15 protein-coding genes are annotated in these 18,951 nt (G+C 56.2%); 8 read left to right on the forward strand and 7 right to left on the reverse strand.

Going from position 1 to position 18,951, the window contains the following annotated elements; genetic code table 11:
* Positions 1 to 337 precede the first annotated feature (337 nt).
* From puuR to SERS4_RS0117210, 4 genes are all read left to right on the forward strand, one after another.
* Positions 338 to 895: an HTH-type transcriptional regulator PuuR gene (puuR, locus tag SERS4_RS0117195; protein WP_012145933.1), complete on the forward strand. Its 558-nt coding sequence runs from the start codon at positions 338 to 340 to the stop codon at positions 893 to 895.
* Positions 896 to 1,102: 207 nt separating this feature from the next.
* Positions 1,103 to 2,614, forward strand: coding sequence for a sugar ABC transporter ATP-binding protein (locus SERS4_RS0117200; protein WP_026142453.1), 1,512 nt, complete (start codon positions 1,103 to 1,105; stop codon positions 2,612 to 2,614).
* Positions 2,611 to 3,606, forward strand: coding sequence for an ABC transporter permease (locus SERS4_RS0117205; RefSeq protein ID WP_012145935.1), 996 nt, complete (start codon positions 2,611 to 2,613; stop codon positions 3,604 to 3,606). The genes SERS4_RS0117200 and SERS4_RS0117205 overlap by 4 nt, the downstream gene beginning before the upstream one ends.
* Before the next feature lie 261 nt (positions 3,607 to 3,867).
* On the forward strand, positions 3,868 to 5,865 hold the full coding sequence (locus tag SERS4_RS0117210; RefSeq protein WP_012145936.1) for a ligand-gated channel protein: 1,998 nt from the start codon (positions 3,868 to 3,870) through the stop codon (positions 5,863 to 5,865).
* Between the two features lie 50 nt (positions 5,866 to 5,915).
* Here the strand turns inward: SERS4_RS0117210 and SERS4_RS0117215 are convergent, their stop codons facing one another.
* The gene (locus SERS4_RS0117215) at positions 5,916 to 6,704 is read right to left on the reverse strand and encodes an ABC transporter ATP-binding protein (protein WP_012145937.1); all 789 of its coding nucleotides are present in this window, start codon (positions 6,702 to 6,704) and stop codon (positions 5,916 to 5,918) included.
* Positions 6,701 to 7,783: an iron ABC transporter permease gene (locus tag SERS4_RS0117220; RefSeq protein ID WP_012145938.1), complete on the reverse strand. Its 1,083-nt coding sequence runs from the start codon at positions 7,781 to 7,783 to the stop codon at positions 6,701 to 6,703. The genes SERS4_RS0117215 and SERS4_RS0117220 overlap by 4 nt, the downstream gene beginning before the upstream one ends.
* Positions 7,784 to 8,141: 358 nt before the next feature.
* On the opposite strand from SERS4_RS0117220, the gene SERS4_RS0117225 reads away from it, so the two are divergent.
* On the forward strand, positions 8,142 to 9,239 hold the full coding sequence (locus tag SERS4_RS0117225; protein ID WP_026142454.1) for a diguanylate cyclase domain-containing protein: 1,098 nt from the start codon (positions 8,142 to 8,144) through the stop codon (positions 9,237 to 9,239).
* Between the two features lie 59 nt (positions 9,240 to 9,298).
* Here SERS4_RS0117225 and SERS4_RS0117230 read toward each other — a convergent pair whose 3' ends face one another.
* Both SERS4_RS0117230 and yieE read right to left on the reverse strand, forming a co-directional pair.
* Positions 9,299 to 10,780 carry an amino acid permease gene (locus SERS4_RS0117230; protein WP_012145940.1) on the reverse strand — a complete coding sequence of 494 codons (1,482 nt, stop codon included), beginning with the start codon at positions 10,778 to 10,780 and terminating at the stop codon, positions 9,299 to 9,301.
* A 197-nt stretch (positions 10,781 to 10,977) separates the two neighbouring features.
* Entirely contained in the window at positions 10,978 to 11,853 is an 876-nt protein-coding gene (gene yieE, locus SERS4_RS0117235; RefSeq protein WP_012145941.1) for a DNA-binding transcriptional regulator YeiE, read from the reverse strand.
* 249 nt (positions 11,854 to 12,102) lie between these two features.
* Between yieE and SERS4_RS0117240 the strand changes: the two genes are divergently transcribed.
* Both SERS4_RS0117240 and nfo read left to right on the forward strand, forming a co-directional pair.
* Entirely contained in the window at positions 12,103 to 13,191 is a 1,089-nt protein-coding gene (locus SERS4_RS0117240) for a YeiH family putative sulfate export transporter (RefSeq protein WP_012145942.1), read from the forward strand.
* 117 nt (positions 13,192 to 13,308) lie between these two features.
* Entirely contained in the window at positions 13,309 to 14,148 is an 840-nt protein-coding gene (gene nfo, locus SERS4_RS0117245) for a deoxyribonuclease IV (protein ID WP_017893434.1), read from the forward strand.
* A 246-nt stretch (positions 14,149 to 14,394) separates the two neighbouring features.
* Here nfo and fruA read toward each other — a convergent pair whose 3' ends face one another.
* Genes fruA through fruB form a run of 3 tightly spaced genes read right to left on the reverse strand, consistent with a single transcriptional unit; the run spans position 14,395 to position 18,163 of the window.
* Positions 14,395 to 16,080 (reverse strand): PTS fructose transporter subunit IIBC, encoded by a 1,686-nt coding sequence (fruA, locus tag SERS4_RS0117250; protein WP_017893435.1) that lies wholly within the window; start codon positions 16,078 to 16,080, stop codon positions 14,395 to 14,397.
* An 11-nt stretch (positions 16,081 to 16,091) separates the two neighbouring features.
* Positions 16,092 to 17,033: a 1-phosphofructokinase gene (fruK, locus tag SERS4_RS0117255; RefSeq protein ID WP_012145945.1), complete on the reverse strand. Its 942-nt coding sequence runs from the start codon at positions 17,031 to 17,033 to the stop codon at positions 16,092 to 16,094.
* Complete coding sequence (gene fruB, locus SERS4_RS0117260) at positions 17,030 to 18,163, reverse strand: fused PTS fructose transporter subunit IIA/HPr protein (protein WP_017893436.1); 1,134 nt, start codon at positions 18,161 to 18,163, stop codon at positions 17,030 to 17,032. The genes fruK and fruB overlap by 4 nt, the downstream gene beginning before the upstream one ends.
* A 247-nt stretch (positions 18,164 to 18,410) precedes the next feature.
* Here fruB and SERS4_RS0117265 point away from each other — a divergent pair, with 247 nt between their 5' ends.
* Positions 18,411 to 18,833, forward strand: coding sequence for an NUDIX hydrolase (locus SERS4_RS0117265; protein WP_012145947.1), 423 nt, complete (start codon positions 18,411 to 18,413; stop codon positions 18,831 to 18,833).
* Positions 18,834 to 18,951 lie beyond the last annotated feature (118 nt).

The raw sequence follows: 18,951 nt of genomic DNA on the forward strand, positions 1-18,951 counted from the left end.
ACACATGGTCTGATTTCTCTGTAGACTGCGCCAGAACTGGCGCTCAAAATAACATCCATAATATGAAACATAGCCTTAACACAAATGGTTTGCAAATGTTACAATCCTGTTTGATTATTCGCCACCGACTGCTAAATTGATAAAATATTGACCGAAAAGGCGTTAACTGCTTTTTTGTGTGCAGAATTTCTTCCGCCAGAACGGGGGTGGTGATGGGCAATATATTTTCCAAATTGGTCGCAACTACCGATATCATGTTGTGTCGAAGCCACTCGAACAGGTACCTGACACCGATATTCATTTCAGCCTGTCGTCCCTACCAGAAGGAAGTCCCTCTATGAGCGAAGTCAGCTTGGCGCCGGGTAAGCGCCTGTCACAGATCCGTCTGCAATTGGGTTTGTCGCAGCGCCGGGTCGCCGAACTGTCCGGGTTAACCCACAGCGCAATCAGCACCATCGAACAGGACAAGGTCAGTCCGGCCATCAGTACGCTGCAAAAGTTGCTGAAGGTCTATGGACTGTCGCTGTCTGCATTCTTTGCCGAGCCAGAGGCCGCCAATGAACCCAAAGTGGTGATCGAGGCCGAAGACCTGATCGAAATCGGCAGCCAGGGTGTCTCGATGAAGCTGGTACACAACGGCAACCCAACCCGCAATCTGGCAATGATGCTGGAAACCTACCAGCCCGGCACCACCACCGGAGAGAAAATCAAGCACCAGGGCGAGGAGATCGGTACCCTGCTGGAAGGCGAGATTATGCTGACCATCAACGGTCAGACTCACTGCCTGACCGCCGGTCAGAGCTATGCCATCAACACCGGCATTCCCCACAGTTTCAGCAATACCTCGGCGCGCGTCTGTCGCATCGTCAGCGCCCATACCCCGACGACCTTCTGAGAAACCGGACCAGGGGATGGCGCTATCAGCGATTCCCTTTCCGCGGCATCCCGTTCAGTTTTGCCATCGCCTCTGAACGGGCGCCCTCATCGGCGAAAGATTATTTTCATCCTGGTTATGCCATTTAGTTTGTTGAGAAAAACAAAATCTGTGTTACAAAATACTCAATTTAGCCATCTAAACACCTAAACGTCTTTTAATCACACTATGCCAACCCATACGCCCTCACGCCTCGAGATGCGCAATATCTCGATCGCCTTTGCCGGCTTCAACGCACTGCAAAACGTCGACTTCACCCTGCAGGGCGGCTCTACCCATGCGCTGGTCGGCGCTAACGGTGCGGGTAAGTCCACGCTGATGGCGATACTTTCCGGCGCGCACAATCATTACCGCGGCGAGATCTTTATCGACGGGCAAAAAGTGGATATTCATTCGCCGCTGCAGGCGCGCCAATATGGGATCCATGTGGTGCAGCAGGAAGTGGATGTGGCGCTGATCCCCACGCTGTCGGTGGCGGAAAATATCATGCTCGACTGGCTAAATGAGCCGGGGCATTTGCTGAACTGGGCGCAACTGTACCGCCAGGCGGCGCAGTTACTGGCCCAGCTGGATCTGACCATTAACCTGCGTCAGCGATTGACAGAGTGCACGCTGGCGGAAAAACAGCAGGTGCTGCTGGCGCGTGCGTTGTCCCACCGCTGCCGTTTCCTGGTGCTCGATGAACCTACCGCCCCGCTCGATCGCGCCGAAAGCGAACGGCTGTTTCGCGTGGTACGCCGCCTTAAGTCCGAAGGTATTGGCGTGGTGTTTATTTCACACCGCATTCATGAACTGAGCGAAATTTGCGACCGCCTGACGGTGCTGCGGGATGGTCGCCACGTCAGCGAAGACGCCATGCAGGGCCTGAGCGGTGAGCAGATAGTCGAGAAAATGCTTGGTCATCAATTGAATGATATCTTCCCGCCGCCGCGCCCACCGCACGGTTCCCGCCCGCTGCTGCAGGTGGAGGGTCTGAGCGATCGTCACAAGCTGCGCGACGTCAGCCTGCGGCTGTATCAGGGGGAAATCCTCGGCATTGCCGGACTGGCCGGGGCAGGCAAAACCGAACTGTGCAAGGCACTGTTTGGCGCCACGCCGGCACGGGTTGAACAAGGAGAACTACTGGGTAAACCCTGGGCCCCGCGTGCGCCGCACCTTAGCGTCGAACAAGGGCTGGCACTGGTGCCGGAAGAGCGGCGTAAAGAAGGCATTTTTATTGATGAAGCCATCCCGATGAATCTGAGCGTCAGCGCCGACGATAGCTTCTCACGCTGGAGCCTGTTCAGCCGTCGTCAGGAACTGCGCTGGGCGCGGGATATCATGCAGCGCCTGAATATTCGCGCCTCCGGCCCACAGCAGCGACTGACCAGGCTTTCCGGCGGCAACCAGCAAAAAGTGGCCATTGGCAAATGGTTACGCGGCGACGCCAAAGTGCTGATTTTCGATGAACCCACCAAGGGCGTGGATATCAAGGCCAAACAGGAATTATTCACCCTGATCGACGGGCTGGCCCGCGACGGCAAAGGCATTATCTATGCTTCCGGCGAGTTTGCGGAGCTGGTCGGTTTATGCGATCGCATCTGCGTGCTATGGGATGGCCGGGTAGTGGCGGAACTTGACGCCGCCGAGATTGATGAAGAAACCCTATTACTGTATTCCACCGGAGGAACCCCAGCGTGAGTAAAGAATTATCCCTGCAGAATGCGCAACCCTGGCGCCATCAGCTGTTTGAGTTTCTCTACAAGTGGGGGATGTTACTCACCGTTGTCGCGCTGATAGCCCTGTTCGGGCTGGCGTCAGACAACTTTCTCGATCCCAACAACATCATCAATATCTTACGCTCGATAGCCATCGTCACGGTGATCGCCATCGGAGTCTCCATCTCACTGTCGGTCGGCGGATTTGACCTTTCCGTCGGTTCTACCGCGTCACTGGCCAACGCCCTGGTGGTTTCGCTGTTTGTCTGGTACGGCTTCGGCACTACCGGCGCGATTGTGCTGACGTTGCTGATTTGCACGCTCGTCGGGCTGTTCAACGCTTTCCTGATCGTGGTGCTGAAAATTCCCGATATGCTGGCAACCCTGGCCAGCCTGTTTGTGATCCAGGGCGTGGCGATGACCTACAGCTACGGCGGATCCATCACCCAAAATATGCTGCTGCCGAACGGTGACATGGCAGAAGGCCTGATCCCGGAGATTTTCTCGTCTTTGGGCCAGGTACCGGTGATCGTGCTGATTATGCTGGCGGTCACCGTTGTGGTGCAGCTGTTTCTGTCGCTGACCAAGCATGGCCGCCGCATGTACGCCATCGGCGGTAATCCGGAAGCGGCACGCCTGTCGGGCATTCGCACCGTACGTTACAGGGTTGCTGCCTATGTCATTTCTGCCCTGCTGGCCTCGCTTGGCGGCATACTGCTGGCGTCACGTATTGGTTCGTCGCAGGTCAATGCCGGTGGCGGTTATCTGATGGATGCGGTCGCCGCCGCCTACATTGGTTTTTCGCTGGCCGGCTCCGGCAAACCGAACGCGCTCGGCACGCTGGTCGGTGCGGTGATCCTCGGCGTACTGCAAAACGGCCTGGTAATGCTCTCCGTCCCCTACTACGCGATGGACATTATCAAAGGCCTGGTGCTGGCCCTGGCGTTGGCAATTACCTACATCCAGAAACGCTGATTCTGCCCGGCGCACGCCCTGCTGCGCCGGTTTTCCCCTCAATTCATCAATTCATACGTTAGTTCTCCTTTCCTTTTATAAGCATACAAATGATACGAATTATCATTTGCGTTTACATTTTGTTTGAAATCCTTACAATGGCCTGACGAAATACTGCCGGAACGACGAATCTCGCAACGACGAGGCTCCGTTTCTACTTATTATTCAAAACGTTAAAACGACACTTTGTCGATTTACATCAGACCAGGAAAGGTTTGCCTCATGGAAAAGCCACGTTATAACCAGCTCACCGCACTGATTATTGCCTCACTCGGCAGCGCCGGCGCGTTCGCCGCACCACAGAATGACGCTCAGGACACCATGGTGGTGACCGCCTCGGGTTTCCAGCAAAAAATCCAGGACTCCCCCGCCTCTATCTCGGTGATCCCGCGCCAACAGATTGAAGACAAAGCCTACCGCGACATTACCGACGCGTTGAAAGACGTACCGGGCGTGGTGGTAACCGGCGGGGCCAGCAACAGCGATATCAGCATCCGCGGCATGTCCTCTAAATACACCCTGATTCTGGTCGATGGCAAACGCGTGGACACCCGTGGCACCCGCCCGAACAGCGATAACTCGGGTATTGAGCAGGGCTGGCTGCCGCCGCTGGAAGCCATTGAGCGCATTGAAGTGGTGCGCGGCCCGATGTCTTCGCTGTACGGTTCTGATGCCATGGGCGGCGTGATCAACGTGATCACCCGCAAAACCTCCAATACCCAGGGCTGGAAAGGTTCATTGCACGGCGATGCCACCTTCCAGGAGAACAGCAACTCCGGCGATCTGTTCCAGACTAACGCCTACGCTTCCGGTCCGCTGATTGAAGGCCTGCTGGGTCTGCGGGTCAATGGCCTGCTGTCCCGCCGCGCCGAGGACCAAATCCTCAATGGCTACAGCGAGCAGCGCATGCGCAGCGGCACCGCGGTATTCAACCTGACGCCAAACGAACAGAACGATTTTGATTTCGAAATTGGCCGCTCTTTGCAGGATCGTGACAGTACGCCGGGCAAATCCATGGCGACTGAAAACTGCCGTAACAATAAATGCACGGCTAACAGCGCCAGCGACAGCCTCTACACCCGGACCAACTACGCCGTAACCCATAACGGTTATTACGACTTCGGCAATACCACCAGCTACATTCAGCGCGAAGAAACCAATAACCCGGGCCGCGACATGAAGATGTACAACACTATCTTCAATACGCAAACCCAGTTTGACCTCGGCGACCATATGCTGAATCTCGGCGGCCAGTACCGTTACGAAAAATTGAGCGACGGTGGCAATCAGTTGGCAGCAGCGGATGGGTTGAACAAACTGACGCGCTGGAGCTGGGCGCTGTTTGCCGAAGACGAATGGGCGATGACCAACGATTTCAGCCTGACCAGCGGCATCCGTATGGATCAGGACCAGAACTACGGCAACCACTGGACACCGCGCATGTACGGCGTCTGGCACCTGGCCGAGCAATGGACGCTGAAAGGCGGCGTTTCTGCCGGTTACCGTTCACCGGATCTGCGTCAATCCTCAGCCAATTGGGGGCAAATCACCGGCGGTGGCCGCACTTCAATCATCATCGGCAATCCGGACCTGCAGCCAGAAAAAAGCCTGAGCGAAGAGATCGGGGTGATGTGGGATAACCAGCAAAACCTGAACGCCGGCGTTACCCTGTTTAACACCGACTTCAAAGATAAAATTACCGAAGTGCGCCGCTGCGACAGCGGCGACGGCGACGCGCAATGCATGATCGGCGACACGCCTTATTACTTTATCAGCGACCGTACTAACGTCGATAAAGCCAATATGCGTGGCGTAGAGGCCACCTTTGGCTGGCAAATCAGCAAAGACTGGAAGTGGAACACCAACTACACCTATACCTCATCAGAGCAAAAAAGTGGGGATTTCCAGGGCAAACCACTGAACCAGATGCCGAAGCATATGGTTAACAGCGTGCTGGACTGGCAGGCAACTCACGACGTCAGCCTGTGGTCCCGCGTTAACTTCCGCAGTAAGACATCGGACTACATGAGCCGAGCATCGATGGCCAAGAGCACACCGTCTTACACCTTTGTTGACGCTGGCCTTAGCTACCAGGCGAATAAAAACCTGCAGGTTACCGGTGGGGTTTACAACATCCTCGATAAAACCGTCGATTACGATAACTACAATACCGTGTTGGATGGCCGTCGTTACACCGTCGGCATGACCTACAACTTCTGATGCGATAAAAAAGGCCCCGAGATCGGGGCCTTATAATTTTTCAGGTTTTTTCAAACCACCGGCTGGTTCACCAATCCGTCGATCAACACCTGTGGGGTGCCCTGTGAACAACGCTCAATACGTCCGCGAACGCCATAAACCCGCGCCAAACTCTGCGGCGTGATCACCTCTTCCGGCGCACCGTCGGCAATCAATTCACCGTCCTGCAGCATCAACACATGGTCGCCATGGCGCAGAGCTATATTGATGTCATGCACCACCACCACTGTGATGATATTGCGTTTACGCGTCTCTTTGCGCACCAAATCCATCACATGGAACTGGTAGTTAAGATCGAGCGCGCTCAGCGGTTCATCCAGCAACAGCAGCGAAGGCTGACGGATCAGTGATTGCGCCAGGCCAACCAGCTGTTTCTGGCCGCCGGAAAGCTGGTCGAGGTAGCTCAGCGCCAAATGTGCGATGCCAAGCTGCTGCAGCAATGCCATAACCTCCGACTCACTGCCGGCGTTGCTGCGGCCGCCCGAGGCGCGTTGCGCCACAATGATCGACTCCAGCACGTGCAAATGCACTCCGGCAGGCAACGATTGCGGCAAATACACCACTTTCTCGGCCCGACGGGCAAAGGGCATCTGCATCAGATCGATATCATCGAGCCACAGTTGCCCCTGCGCCGGGTTCAGCCCGGCCAGCGAGCGCAGCAGCGTCGACTTGCCGCTGCCGTTCGGCCCCAACAGCACGGTGATTTGGCCACGTGGCAACATTGGCACCGCTAAATTGCCGATCACCTGACGCTTCGGATAACCGGCGGAGAAATGCTCGATACGCAATCCCTGGCTCATACATTCCCCCGATGACGCAGAATAATACTCAGGAAGAACGGCACACCCACCAGCGAGGTGACGATGCCGACCGGAATGATGATCCCCGGGATCAGGTTTTTCGAGGCCACTGAGGCCATCGACAGCACCAGTGCGCCAATCAACGCACTGGCCGGCAGATAGAAACGATGATCTTCACCGAAAATCATGCGGGCGATATGTGGCGCTACCAGGCCGATAAAACCAATCGGGCCAACAAATGCCACCGCCAATGCGGAAAGAATACTGATACGCAGCAAGGTGGTCAGGCGCAGGCGGCGCACGTCGATGCCGAAGCTCACCGCCCGATCCTCACCCAGACGCAGCGCGGTCAACTTCCACGAGCTCATCATAGACAACGGCAGCAGCACGGCAAATACGCCGAGCAGGATGCCCAGTTTGTCCCAGGAGGCGCGGGCCAGACTACCCATCGTCCAGAACACCAGCCCCTGCAGCGTATCTTCGCTGGCAATAAACTGCATCATGGAGACCAGCGCGTTAAAGGTGAACACCAGCGCAATCCCGAACAGCACCACCCCAGAGGTGGCAACCCTCGTCCAGCGTGTAATGCCGTCCAGCATCAATGCGGCAAACAAGGCGAAAATAAACGCATTGGCGGAAATAAACCACTGGTCAGGAATGCCCGGCACGCCAATCCCCAGCACAATGGCCAGTGCCGCGCCGAAAGCGGCGGCAGAAGAAACCCCGAGGGTAAAGGGGCTGGCAAGCGGGTTATTCAGGATGGTTTGCATTTCTGCCCCGGCCAGGCCAAGCGCAAACCCCACCACCACGGCCATCAAGGCGTAAGGCAAACGGATATCCCAGACAATCACCCGCGTACCGGCATCTGCAGCCGCAGGATCAATCAGCGTTTGCCACAGGGAGGACAGCGAAAGTCCGGATGGCCCCAGGGTAAAATCCAGCAGCAGCGAACCCAAAATCGCCAATGCCAACACCCCCATCATCAATAAACGGTGGCGGAGAATATGGTGATAACGCCCCATAACGTTGACGTCGGGTTGCCCCTTGGCGTCAGACAGAGGATCGGTGGATACGCTCATTATTTCGGATACCTGTTACGACAATGACCATGGCGGCGCGCCAGACGGCCGCTTGAACGGGATAAGCAGCCGATAACAATAAAGCAAACGATAATACTTATCAATCATACCAATAGCTATTACCTGCCATGTTAATGTGTAACGCTTTATTTTATAAGACTATTAGCCAATCAGGTCCGACAAGCTTCCGATGGCGTACAGGGTTAATAATTCCGAAAGTTTGGCCGCCCCGCGCCCGACTATGACAAATTGCAACAAAACCACATAGAATCCAAAGCCAGACCGGCAAAGGGTGTACCAGGCACCTTATGCCGGATATTTAGGGCCCGTTAGCGGGCCCTTTACTAAAGAGGCCGCCATGAGAAGTCGCTCCCCAACGTTAACGCCTAAAAAACCTGCGCTACTGAATTGGCTGCTACAAAGTTCGCATCAGGCTGATAACGCCCAATTTCAACGCCAAATGCGGCTTACGCTGGTGCCATCCCCCACCACTCCCTGGCTGAATGCAGCCGGTGTGGCACTGCTGCTGCTGGCGTATGGCTGGCTGAGCAACCTGGCAATCGCGGCTGCACTGCTGGCGTTGCTGGCATTACTGACCGCCGGGCGCTGGTGGCTGGCGCGCGTCACTCCCCCTATCAGGCCAACAGCCATGCTGGTGACGGTACTGCTGTGGTGTGCACTGGTGGGCGCAATTGCACTGCTGGCGATGCTTTCAGGCCGTATGCTACTGATCCTGTCCGCCGGCCTGTTGATCACCGCGCTGGCATTCTGGCTGATGCAGCGTCATGCCGCCGCCCCGCGTTTTGCCCTGCTGGAAATTATGCTGCTGACCCTGCCCTATCTGTTGGCCGCACCGCTGTCACGCGTACAAAATCTGTTTTTACTGGCGGATATCCTCCCGCTGTGGCTGCTGCTGGCTTATGGACTGATCGCGTTTTACCATCGTCAGGTCGCACAATACGTCACCCTCACCGCAGAAAAACAAAAAGCGGCCCATCGCGATCATTTGACCGGTTTCCTTAACCGCGCAGGCGGTGAAGCGGTGATGCAAGAAATTTGCCATCCCGCCACGACGATCCACCCGCTATCTCACCTGTTTATTATCGAATTCACCCCACTGGCGGCGCTCTACCAGAGCCACGGGGTGCTGATCGGCGATGACGTGTTACGCACCATCGGCGAGCGCCTGAAAATGCTGGTGCGCCCGAGCGATTTTGTCTGCCGCTATAGCGGTGGTCAGTTTCTGATCCTGGTGCACGGCCTGCCTTACGGTTCCGAAGGCGAATTTTTGGCGCGTATCGTTCCACCGTTGGAGGTGCCTTACGACTTTGGCGCATTCGGTGAGGTGACGTTGCGGTTGAATACCGGAGTACTGGCGTTAACCCAGGATTATAAAACGGTAGCAAGCCTGATGACGGCGGCGCAGCAAGCGCTGGGGATAAAAGGAAAGGATTAGTTTCAGGCTGCGGCCGAACGGTCAGCTGCAGCCTGAAATTTAACGGGCATAGACAGGGATTACTTCACGTCCATTTTCGGGAATTCCATTTCGCTGTACTTCACGACACGGGTGCCGCGCGTCAGCTTGTAGCCGAACCAGATAATCAGGAACAGCGGAAGACCGATATAAGTTGCGGTCACGCCGTACCAATCGATGCGGTCTTGCAGGAACGCCTGATAGTTCTGCCCCAGCGTGATAATCAGGCACAGGACAAACGCAAAGATCGGGCCCAACGGGAAGAAACCGGAACGGTAAGGTAAATCGTTCAGATCACGCCCCTGGATCATATAGCCGCGACGGAAACGGTAATGACTGATGGCAATCCCCAACCAGGCGATAAAGCCGGTCATCCCCGAGGTGTTCAGCAGCCACAGATAAACCGACTGGTTGCCGAACATTGAGCTGAGGAAGCACAGGCCAGCAACCACGGTAGTGGCGTACAGCGCGTTGCGTGGCACCCCGCCCTTCGACAGTTTGGCGAAAATACGCGGCGCTTTGCCTTCCGATGCCAGGGTAAACAGCATGCGGGTGGAAGCGTACATCCCGGAGTTACCGGCGGACAGCACCGCCGTCAGGATCACCGCATTCATCACCGCCGCCGCCGACAGCAGGCCGGCGTGCTGGAAGACCAGCGTGAACGGGCTGACGCTGATGTCTTTCACATCGTTACGCAGCAGGCTCGGATCGGTATAAGGAATGATCAGGCTGATAATCAAAATGGCGAAGATATAGAACAGCAGGATACGCCAGAACACCTGACGCACAGCGCGCGGGATATTTTTGCCCGGGTTTTCCGACTCGCCGGCCGCGATGCCGATAAGCTCGGTACCCTGGAACGAGAAGCCGACTATCATCGCCACGCCTATCATCGCCGAGAAGCCCCCGGCAAACGGCGCATCGCCAATAGTCCAGTTCTGCCAGCCCGCGTGCTCGCCCCCCTTGAGGATGCCGAAGATCATCAGCACGCCGATACCGATAAAGATAATGACGGTGGTCACTTTGATCAGCGAGAACCAGTATTCCGCTTCACCGAAGCCTTTGACCGAGATGTAGTTCAACAGGAACATCAGGCCAAGGAACAGTGCGCTCCAGATCCAGCCCGGCGTATCCGGGAACCAATAGGTCATCACCAGCTGCGAGGCTACCAGGTCAACGGCGATGGTCACCGCCCAGTTGTACCAGTAGTTCCAGCCCAGCGCGAAACCAAAGCCTTCTTCTACGTATTTGGCACCGTAGGTGGAGAAAGAGCCGGACACCGGCATAAAGGCTGCCAATTCGCCCAGGCTGGTCATCAGGAAGTAAACCATCAGTCCGATCAGCGCGTAAGACAGCAGTGCCCCGCCCGGACCGGCCTGAGAAACCGTAGCGCCAGAGGCGACAAACAGACCGGTGCCGATAGAGCCACCAATAGCAATCATGGTTAAGTGCCGAGCTTTCAGCTCGCGGCGTAATCCGGGCACTGCTTGCTCCGATGTTGTTTTTATATCCTGCTGAGCCATTCTTACCCTATCTGCTGGTCAAAAAAAATGAGGGCGGATTGTAACAAATACCCGCCGGCGAACTAATAACATTCCACTGATATAAGATAGCTTCATAATTCAGGGCTAATTATTAGCGACAGGCCAGAATACCTTACTTACTGTCATTAATGTGACAGGGAGCAGCTTTTTATGCTTTTTTACTGCTTTCGGAGACGCTATTGAGGCTGAAACCCACAGTATCCGAGAAAACGCTGCAGCGCGTTGGAGATATGCTTTTGCCGGTGATGGATCAGATAAAGGGTGCGCATCAGCGGCGGTAAAGGGATATTCAGCTCCACCAGCACGCCACTGGCCAACTGTTCGCCAATCACACGCCGCGACAGGCAACTGATCCCCATGCCATGGCGAACCGCATGTTTGATCGCTTCCGAATTACCCAGTTCCATCACCAGCTGGAAGTGCGGCAAGTGCGCCAGCAGCAGATGGTGCAGCACCTCGCGCGTCCCCGATCCACCCTCACGCAGGATCCAGGGGGCTGTGGCCAGCATTTCCAGGGTCAGTGGTTGCCCGGCCAACGGGTTGTCCGGCGCGGCAAATACCACCAATTCATCTTCCAGCCACGGCAGAGTGATCAGTTCCGGCATATGACAAGGGCCTTCAATCAGTCCCAGATCGACGCGGAAATCCGCCACAGCGCCGATCACGTCCTGGCTGTTGCCGACGTTCAGTTCCAACGGTGAAGCGGGGAAATCATGCCGATAATGGGCGATCATCTCCGGCAGCATATAGTTGCCGATGGTGCTGCTGGCACTGATGCGCAATGCACCGCCGTCATGGCGGAACAGTTGTTCAATCTCCCCCGCCTGCTCCAGCAGTGCCAGCGCCTTCGGGTACAGCAACCTGCCATGCTCATTAATGACCAAACGCTTGCCCACGCGGTCAAACAACTGCACGCCCAATTGCCCTTCCAGATCGGCCAGCGCGGCGCTGACCGCCGATTGTGATAACGCCAGAACTACCGAAGCCTGCGTGGTCGAACCGCTCTTAAGCACTTCGGTAAACACTTCCAATTGACGTAAGGTGATATGCATAGCGTCTCGGTTTTAAGCAAAGGTGACATCGAAAAAAGTCACTGAAATTAATGCAAAATCTGCGCTGCTGACCGGCAACAACGCACAGGGTGAATACTATTAATGGTACCACGTTTGCAGAAATCAGCATGAAAGCCGCCCATGTCGATTAACCACTTATTCAGATAGGTTATAACCATATAATCAATTTCTCTTTTATGCAGCCAGAACGTAGTCTGTGCTCAAGATTTTGATTAAAAGGGCTGACTTATGGCGACCAATACCACACATAATTTCCCCACTCGGCAATTTGCCCTGTTCGGTTTACCTCACCTGATCCCAGGGCTACTGTTGACCGGGGCTATCACCGCGTTAGCCGTCTGGATCGGTGATATTCCATGGGTGGCCGGACTGGGGCTGGGAGCGCTGACGCTGGCGATTTTACTCGGCATTGTGGTAGGTAATACGCTGTACCCCTGGTTACAGCCCAGCGCTCACAGCGGCGTTCAGTTCGCCAAACAGCGCCTGCTGCGGTTGGGCATTATCCTTTACGGCTTCCGCCTGACGTTTCAGCAAATTGCCGATGTGGGCACTACCGGTATCATCATTGATGCGTTAACGCTCACCACCACTTTCCTGCTCGCCTGCTGGTTGGGCAAGAAAGTGTTTGGCCTCGACACTCATACCACCATGCTGATCGGTGCCGGCAGCAGCATCTGCGGTGCGGCTGCGGTCATGGCTACCGAACCGGTACTGAAAGCCGATGCCAATAAGGTGGCGGTCGCCGTGAGCACCGTGGTGGTGTTCGGTACGCTGGCAATCTTCGCTTATCCGTGGTTGTACCATCTGAACGAACAATTCCAATGGCTGCCGTTTAATCAGGAAAGCTTCGGTATCTTCACCGGTTCGACCATCCACGAAGTGGCACAGGTCGTCGCCGCCGGACATGCCATCGGGCCGGATGCTGAAAACGCTGCGGTGATCTCCAAAATGATCCGCGTAATGATGCTGGCACCCTTCCTGGTCGTACTTTCAGGGTTTATCAGCCGCAGCCGTAGCACTGGCAACAGCGGTGAGAAAGCAGAAAAGTCTGCCATTACCATTCCCTGGTTTGCCGTGCTGTTTATCGCCGTCGCCGGGCTGAACTCGTTCAACCTGATCCCGGCTACGCTGGTAAAACATCTGATTACTGCGGATACCTGGATGCTGGCGATGGCCATGGCGGCGCTGGGATTGACCACCCACATCAGCGCAGTGCGCCAGGCGGGGGTAAAACCGATTCTGCTGGCCACCCTGTTGTTCATCTGGCTGATTGTCGGCGGCGGTGCGATTAACCTGCTGGTGCAACACTTCCTCTGATTCACCCCGCGATTATTCCACTACCTCAGGCCCGCCATCGCGGGCCTGAACTTTTTCAGCCATTCAATCCTTCCGCTATCAATGCCATAATGACGCCGATTACACAGGAGAATGAAAATGAAGTTTGTCGGTGCACATGTCAGCGCGTCAGGCGGCGTGGATCAGGCGGTTATCCGCGCGCACGAATTAGAGGCGACCGCATTCGCCCTGTTCACTAAAAATCAGCGTCAATGGAAAGCAGCGCCGCTGCCTGCCGATGTGATTGATAAATTCAAGAGCGCCTGCGCGCAGTACGGTTACGGCCCAGGACAGATCCTGCCGCACGACAGCTACCTGATTAATCTCGGCCACCCGGTGACCGAGGCATTGGAAAAATCCCGCGAAGCCTTTCTTGATGAGATGCAACGTTGTGAGCAACTGGGGCTGACGCTGCTGAACTTCCACCCTGGCAGCCATCTGATGCAAATTGACGAAGACAAATGCCTGGCACGCATCGCTGAATCCATCAATCTGGTGCTGGATAAAACCAGCGGTGTGACAGCGGTGATCGAAAATACCGCCGGTCAGGGCAGTAATCTGGGCTTTAAGTTTGAACATTTGGCGGCGATCATCGACGGCGTGGAAGACAAAAGCCGCGTCGGCGTCTGCATCGACACCTGTCACGCCTTTGCCGCCGGTTACGATCTGCGTACCGAGGAAACCTGTGAACAGACCTTTAAGGAACTCGGTGAGGTGGTAGGCTTCAAGTATTTGCGCGGTATGCACCTGAACGACGCCAAAAGCGAATTCGGCAGTCGCGTTGACCGTCACCACAGTCTGGGTGAGGGCAACATCGGTAAAACGGTGTTCAGCTACATCATGCGCGACCCGCGCTTCGACAATATCCCGCTGATCCTGGAAACGGTGAATCCGGATATCTGGGCGGAAGAGATCGCCTGGCTGAAGGCGCAGCAGTAGTTGTCGCAATAAAAAACCGGAGCCTGGACTCTAATGCCGGTCAGTTAAGCAAAGTTCTGAATAAGAATGTACGACGTTGTTTAAGTCGGCGTCCCCCTCTCCCGAGGGAGAGGGCCGGGGTGAGGGGCTTTCGCGTTAGTATGTATCCCCTCACCCTAACCCTCTCCCAAAGGAGAGGGAACAATATCACCTTAACTTACAAGCATTAGAGTCTGGACTCCGGTTTTTTTATTACCAACGCTAATCTTAAGCTACGCTGGCCGCCGGGACGTCAGCACGTTTCAGCAGCGCGTAAGACACGCCCGCCAAGAGCGTACCGGCGATAATCGCCACCAGATACAGCAGTACCGGAGTGATTGCGCCCGGGATCAGCAGCACGAACAACCCGCCGTGCGGCGCCATCAGTTTGGCGCCGAACGCCATGGACAACGCACCGGTCAGCGCGCCACCAGCGATGCAGCATGGCAGCACGCGCATCGGGTCACGGGCAGCGAACGGGATCGCGCCTTCGGAGATAAAGCACAGGCCCAACACCAGCGCCGCTTTCCCGCCTTCCTGTTGTGACTTGTCGAACTTGCGACGCGCCAGCAGCGTTGCCAACCCCATCGCCAGCGGTGGCACCATACCGGCAGCCATAATCGCCGCCATCGGCGCATACACCGAAGAACTCAGCAACGCCACGCCAAAAGCATAGGCCGCCTTGTTGACCGGGCCACCCATATCGGTACACATCATGGCACCGAGGATTGCGCCCAGCAGCACCGCGTTAGCGGTACCCAGTGACTGCAACCAATGGGTCAGACCTTCCATGATTTTCGCCACCGGCGTACCGACGATGAAGATCATGATCAGACCCACGATCAGGCTGGCAACCAGCGGAATGATCAGGATCGGCTTCAGCGCTTCCATACTCTGCGGCAAACGCAGTTTGGTGCTGATAAATTTGGCGACATAACCCGCCAGGAAACCGGCAATGATACCGCCGAGGAAACCGGCTCCGGTGCTTACTGCCAACATGCCGCCAATCAACCCCGGCGTAAGGCCCGGACGGTCAGCAATTGAGAAAGCAATAAAACCAGCCAGCACCGGCACCATCAGTGCAAATGCCGATCCGCCACCGATCTGCATCAGTGCCGCCGCCAGCGTGCCTTTGACTTCGAACGCCTTGATACCGAATACGAACGACAGTGCGATACACAGACCGCCCGCCACCACCATTGGCAGCATATAAGACACACCGGTCAACAGGTGGCGATAAGGCCCGGCACTCTCTTTCTTCTTGCCGGCCGCGGCCGGAGCACCGCTTTTCTGCGGCTGGAAAATCTCGGCTTCGGCCTGCGCCTTGTCCAGTTCCTGCGCGGTTTTCTTCAGCGCCAGCCCGGTAGAGGTGCGATACATTGGCTTGCCGGCAAATTTATCCAGATCCACTTCGATATCGGCCGCCACGATCACCAGATCCGCCGCCGCCACTTCTTCTGGCGTAATGGCATTACCGGCACCCACGGAACCGCGGGTTTCAACCTTTACCCACCAGCCGCGTTTTTTGGCTTCGCTCTCAATCGCCTCTGCCGCCATAAAGGTATGCGCCACACCGGTTGGACAAGCGGTGATCGCCACAATGCGTTTTTGACCCGCCGCTTTGACCGGTTCAGCCGTTGCCGGTGCCTGCCAGGTTTTTGCCTCGGCGATAGCCTGCGTCAGGAAGGCTTCCGGCTCACGCACCGCGTGTTCCACATCGCCCACATAAACCCGCTTGCCGTTCAGCGCGGCGTCAGCAGGCGCAGATTGCCCCGCCACCACCACCAGTTCAGCCTCATCCGGGGACTCCACCAGCGTCAGGCCGGCCTTCGCTGCAGCAGCGCCGAGCATGCGTTTCGCCAGGTGACCACGCGCCTGCCCCAGCGAACTGTCTATCATCAGCAGTGTTTTCATTCTGCCTCCCGCTATTGATTAAAAGGTTTCAGGTCGACACGCGCCATCATCGCGGCCAACTGTGGACGGTCGGTCACGCCAACGTTGCTCTGGCTGACGGCCAGCGCAGCTACGGCGGTAGCCAAACGCAAAGTATGTTCACTGGATTCGCGCATCAGCAGGCCATAAATCAGGCCGCCGACCATCGAGTCGCCGGCACCGACGGTACTGACCACTTCGCAGGCCGGTGGCTTGGCGATCCAGGCGCCGGAAGCATTGACCCACAGCGCCCCTTCGGCACCGAGAGAAATCACCACGTGAGCAATGCCCTGATCGCGCAGCGCATGTGCGGCCTCAACCACGTCAGCCAACTGTGGCAACGGGCGACCGGCCCAGATTTCCAGCTCGCGACGATTGGGTTTCACCAACCATGGCGCGGCTTTCAAGCCGGCAACCAGGGCTTCACGGCTGCTGTCGAAAATGATGCACGGGCACTGAGCGCGCAGGCGGATCATCCAGTCGGTAAAGGCATCGGGATCAACCCCGGCCGGCAGACTGCCGCTCACTGCCACCATATCGAACTGGCCGAGCCAGCTCAGGGAGTCGGTCACGAAACGTTCCCAATCCTGACCGCTCACCTCAAAGCCGGAGAAGTTGAAATCTGTCACTTCACCGTCTTTTTCCGTCAGCTTGACGTTAATGCGGGTGCGGCCCGGTACCACCTGGAAGCGGTTGGCAATGCCCAGATCGCTGAACAGCAGCTGGAAGCCATCCTGGTTATCTTTGCCCAGGAAACCGCCCACAGTGACATCAATGCCCAAATCTTTCAGCACCTTGGCGACGTTAATGCCTTTTCCGGCGGCGTGCAGACCGGCGGTTTTGACCAGATTAACTTCACCGCGCTCGATCTCCGGGCAAAAACCCACCAGATCGTAAGCCGGATTCAGGGTAATTGTTGCTACTCTTCTGCTCATGCTGCGCCCTCGCCCAGTCCTTCGTTAATGGCCTCACCGATCGCCTTCAGCGCCGTTTCAGCATCTTCACCCTTGGCGGTAAAGCGCAGGTGATGTCCTTTTTTTACGCCCAACGCCACGACCTTCATCAGGCTGCGTCCGTTGGCCGGTTTGCCACTGCCATCCAGATTGGTGACGGTAATTTCGCTCTCGAACTTCTTGATTACGTTGACCAGCGCCGTCCCCGGACGGGCATGCAGGCCGTGTTCGTTACGAATGACGTACTCGGCACTCAGGGTGGTATTTTCTTCTTCGACCTCACTGGTCAGCAATGCCAGCACGGTGATGGCATCGGCGTTCAGCAAGCGTTCAGCTTTATTTGCCAACAGCAGGTCACTCAGGTAGTTCAGCACCGCCAGCGGTTGCTGGTCAGCCACCGACAGCGTCAGCAGCAGCGCAACTTTCTCGCCGTCTTCGTCAAACGCCTGCACCGGACGGCTCAGGGTGGCTGCGCTGGTCAGATTGCCTTCGGTGCTGTCGCTCAGCCAAATACCCTGCCCCAAATTCAGCGGCTTGCGGGTAATGACGTCGCTGACGAACTGGGCGTTGACCGCACCAATTTTCTGCAAACGACCGGCATTCAGCGCCTGCAGCGTCATCAGGCTGTCGGCGGCCACATCGAGCGCGATCAGAGAAGCGTCAAATTTGAATTCTGCCGTCAGCTTTTCGCCCATCAGCAGGCTGCGCAGCTCTTCTGTCGAGGTGGTTTTCGCCAACTGTTCGGCTACGCTGTCGTCGCTCAGCACGTGTGTCAGCTGGCGTAACAGCGCCAGGTGTTCGTCGGAGCGGGCGGCAATGCCGATCACCACAAAGGCGGTTTGGCCTTCGCCCCACTCAATGCCCTGCGGGAACTGGAATACCTGTACGCCGGTATTCAGCACCAGTTCACGGGTATCGGTAGTGCCGTGCGGGATGGCGATGCCGTTACCCAAATAGGTGGAGGTTTGCAGCTCGCGCTGCAGCATGCCGTCCACGTAGGCGGCGCTGACGCAGCCGGCTTCGGTCAGTGCGGCGGCAACCTGCTGGATGGCTGCCTGCTTGCTGCCGGCAGTTGCGCCCAGGTGAATATCTTGCGGTGACAACTGGAACATGATTTTCCTCTCCTGCTGAATTGAATCGTTTCAGCTTTATTGGGAAAAAGGAGCGTTATCGGTACGGAATCATCGCGCCCATAACGCTGAAACGTTTCAAGGAGTGTGTGAGCAGCACCGGCTGAAAGCAAGTTTTCTCAAAATTGATGTGATAGATTTTTGACCTCACGCACACTTTTCCCGAAGGGTTATCCGTCGCGGCGCTAAAATGACATACTAAGCTGAAATTTTGCTGACGGAGACAAGCATGACTGTAGTGGCGGGCGTAGGGGTGATCATCGTAAATGCACAAGGGGAAATATTACTGGGAAAACGCTGCGGTCAGCACGCGCCTTTCTGGTCGATTCCCGGCGGGCATCTGGATGCCGGTGAAACCTTTGAACAGTGCGCTCAGCGTGAGATTGCCGAAGAAACCGGGCTGACCATCGCCCCACCCACTTTTATCGGCATCAGCAATAATCTGCAAACCTGGCGCGCCGAGGGAAAGCATACGATATCCGTCTGTTTATTGACGCAGCATCCCGGTGGCACCCCAGAACTCAAAGAACCGGAAAAATGTGCAGAATGGCGTTGGTGCTCTCCGAATAAGTTACCGGAACCCCACTTCGAAGCCAGCCGTAACGCCATTAATCTCTGGCAAACAGGCCAGGCCTACCAGCCGACGAAATAGCCTTTTCGTTCAGTATTTTTCATATCTGTCCGTGATCTGAATCATGGGCTGATAAAGACACATAAAAAATGCGTTATATAACCCAGAATATAACGCTGTAAAATCCCTCAAATGGCCA

The organism is Serratia sp. S4 (assembly GCF_000347995.1).
GTDB lineage: Bacteria > Pseudomonadota > Gammaproteobacteria > Enterobacterales > Enterobacteriaceae > Serratia > Serratia quinivorans.

Bases quoted from the DNA above. Each gene is read 5' to 3' on its own strand.
- puuR (WP_012145933.1), top strand. From the start codon at position 338: ATGAGCGAAGTCAGCTTGGCGCCGGGTAAGCGCCTGTCACAGATCCGT.
- SERS4_RS0117200 (WP_026142453.1), top strand. From the start codon at position 1,103: ATGCCAACCCATACGCCCTCACGCCTCGAGATGCGCAATATCTCGATC.
- SERS4_RS0117210 (WP_012145936.1), top strand. From the start codon at position 3,868: ATGGAAAAGCCACGTTATAACCAGCTCACCGCACTGATTATTGCCTCA.
- SERS4_RS0117215 (WP_012145937.1), bottom strand. From the start codon at position 6,704: ATGAGCCAGGGATTGCGTATCGAGCATTTCTCCGCCGGTTATCCGAAG.
- SERS4_RS0117220 (WP_012145938.1), bottom strand. From the start codon at position 7,783: ATGAGCGTATCCACCGATCCTCTGTCTGACGCCAAGGGGCAACCCGAC.
- SERS4_RS0117225 (WP_026142454.1), top strand. From the start codon at position 8,142: ATGAGAAGTCGCTCCCCAACGTTAACGCCTAAAAAACCTGCGCTACTG.
- SERS4_RS0117230 (WP_012145940.1), bottom strand. From the start codon at position 10,780: ATGGCTCAGCAGGATATAAAAACAACATCGGAGCAAGCAGTGCCCGGA.
- yieE (WP_012145941.1), bottom strand. From the start codon at position 11,853: ATGCATATCACCTTACGTCAATTGGAAGTGTTTACCGAAGTGCTTAAG.
- SERS4_RS0117240 (WP_012145942.1), top strand. From the start codon at position 12,103: ATGGCGACCAATACCACACATAATTTCCCCACTCGGCAATTTGCCCTG.
- nfo (WP_017893434.1), top strand. From the start codon at position 13,309: ATGAAGTTTGTCGGTGCACATGTCAGCGCGTCAGGCGGCGTGGATCAG.
- fruA (WP_017893435.1), bottom strand. From the start codon at position 16,080: ATGAAAACACTGCTGATGATAGACAGTTCGCTGGGGCAGGCGCGTGGT.
- fruK (WP_012145945.1), bottom strand. From the start codon at position 17,033: ATGAGCAGAAGAGTAGCAACAATTACCCTGAATCCGGCTTACGATCTG.
- fruB (WP_017893436.1), bottom strand. From the start codon at position 18,163: ATGTTCCAGTTGTCACCGCAAGATATTCACCTGGGCGCAACTGCCGGC.
- SERS4_RS0117265 (WP_012145947.1), top strand. From the start codon at position 18,411: ATGACTGTAGTGGCGGGCGTAGGGGTGATCATCGTAAATGCACAAGGG.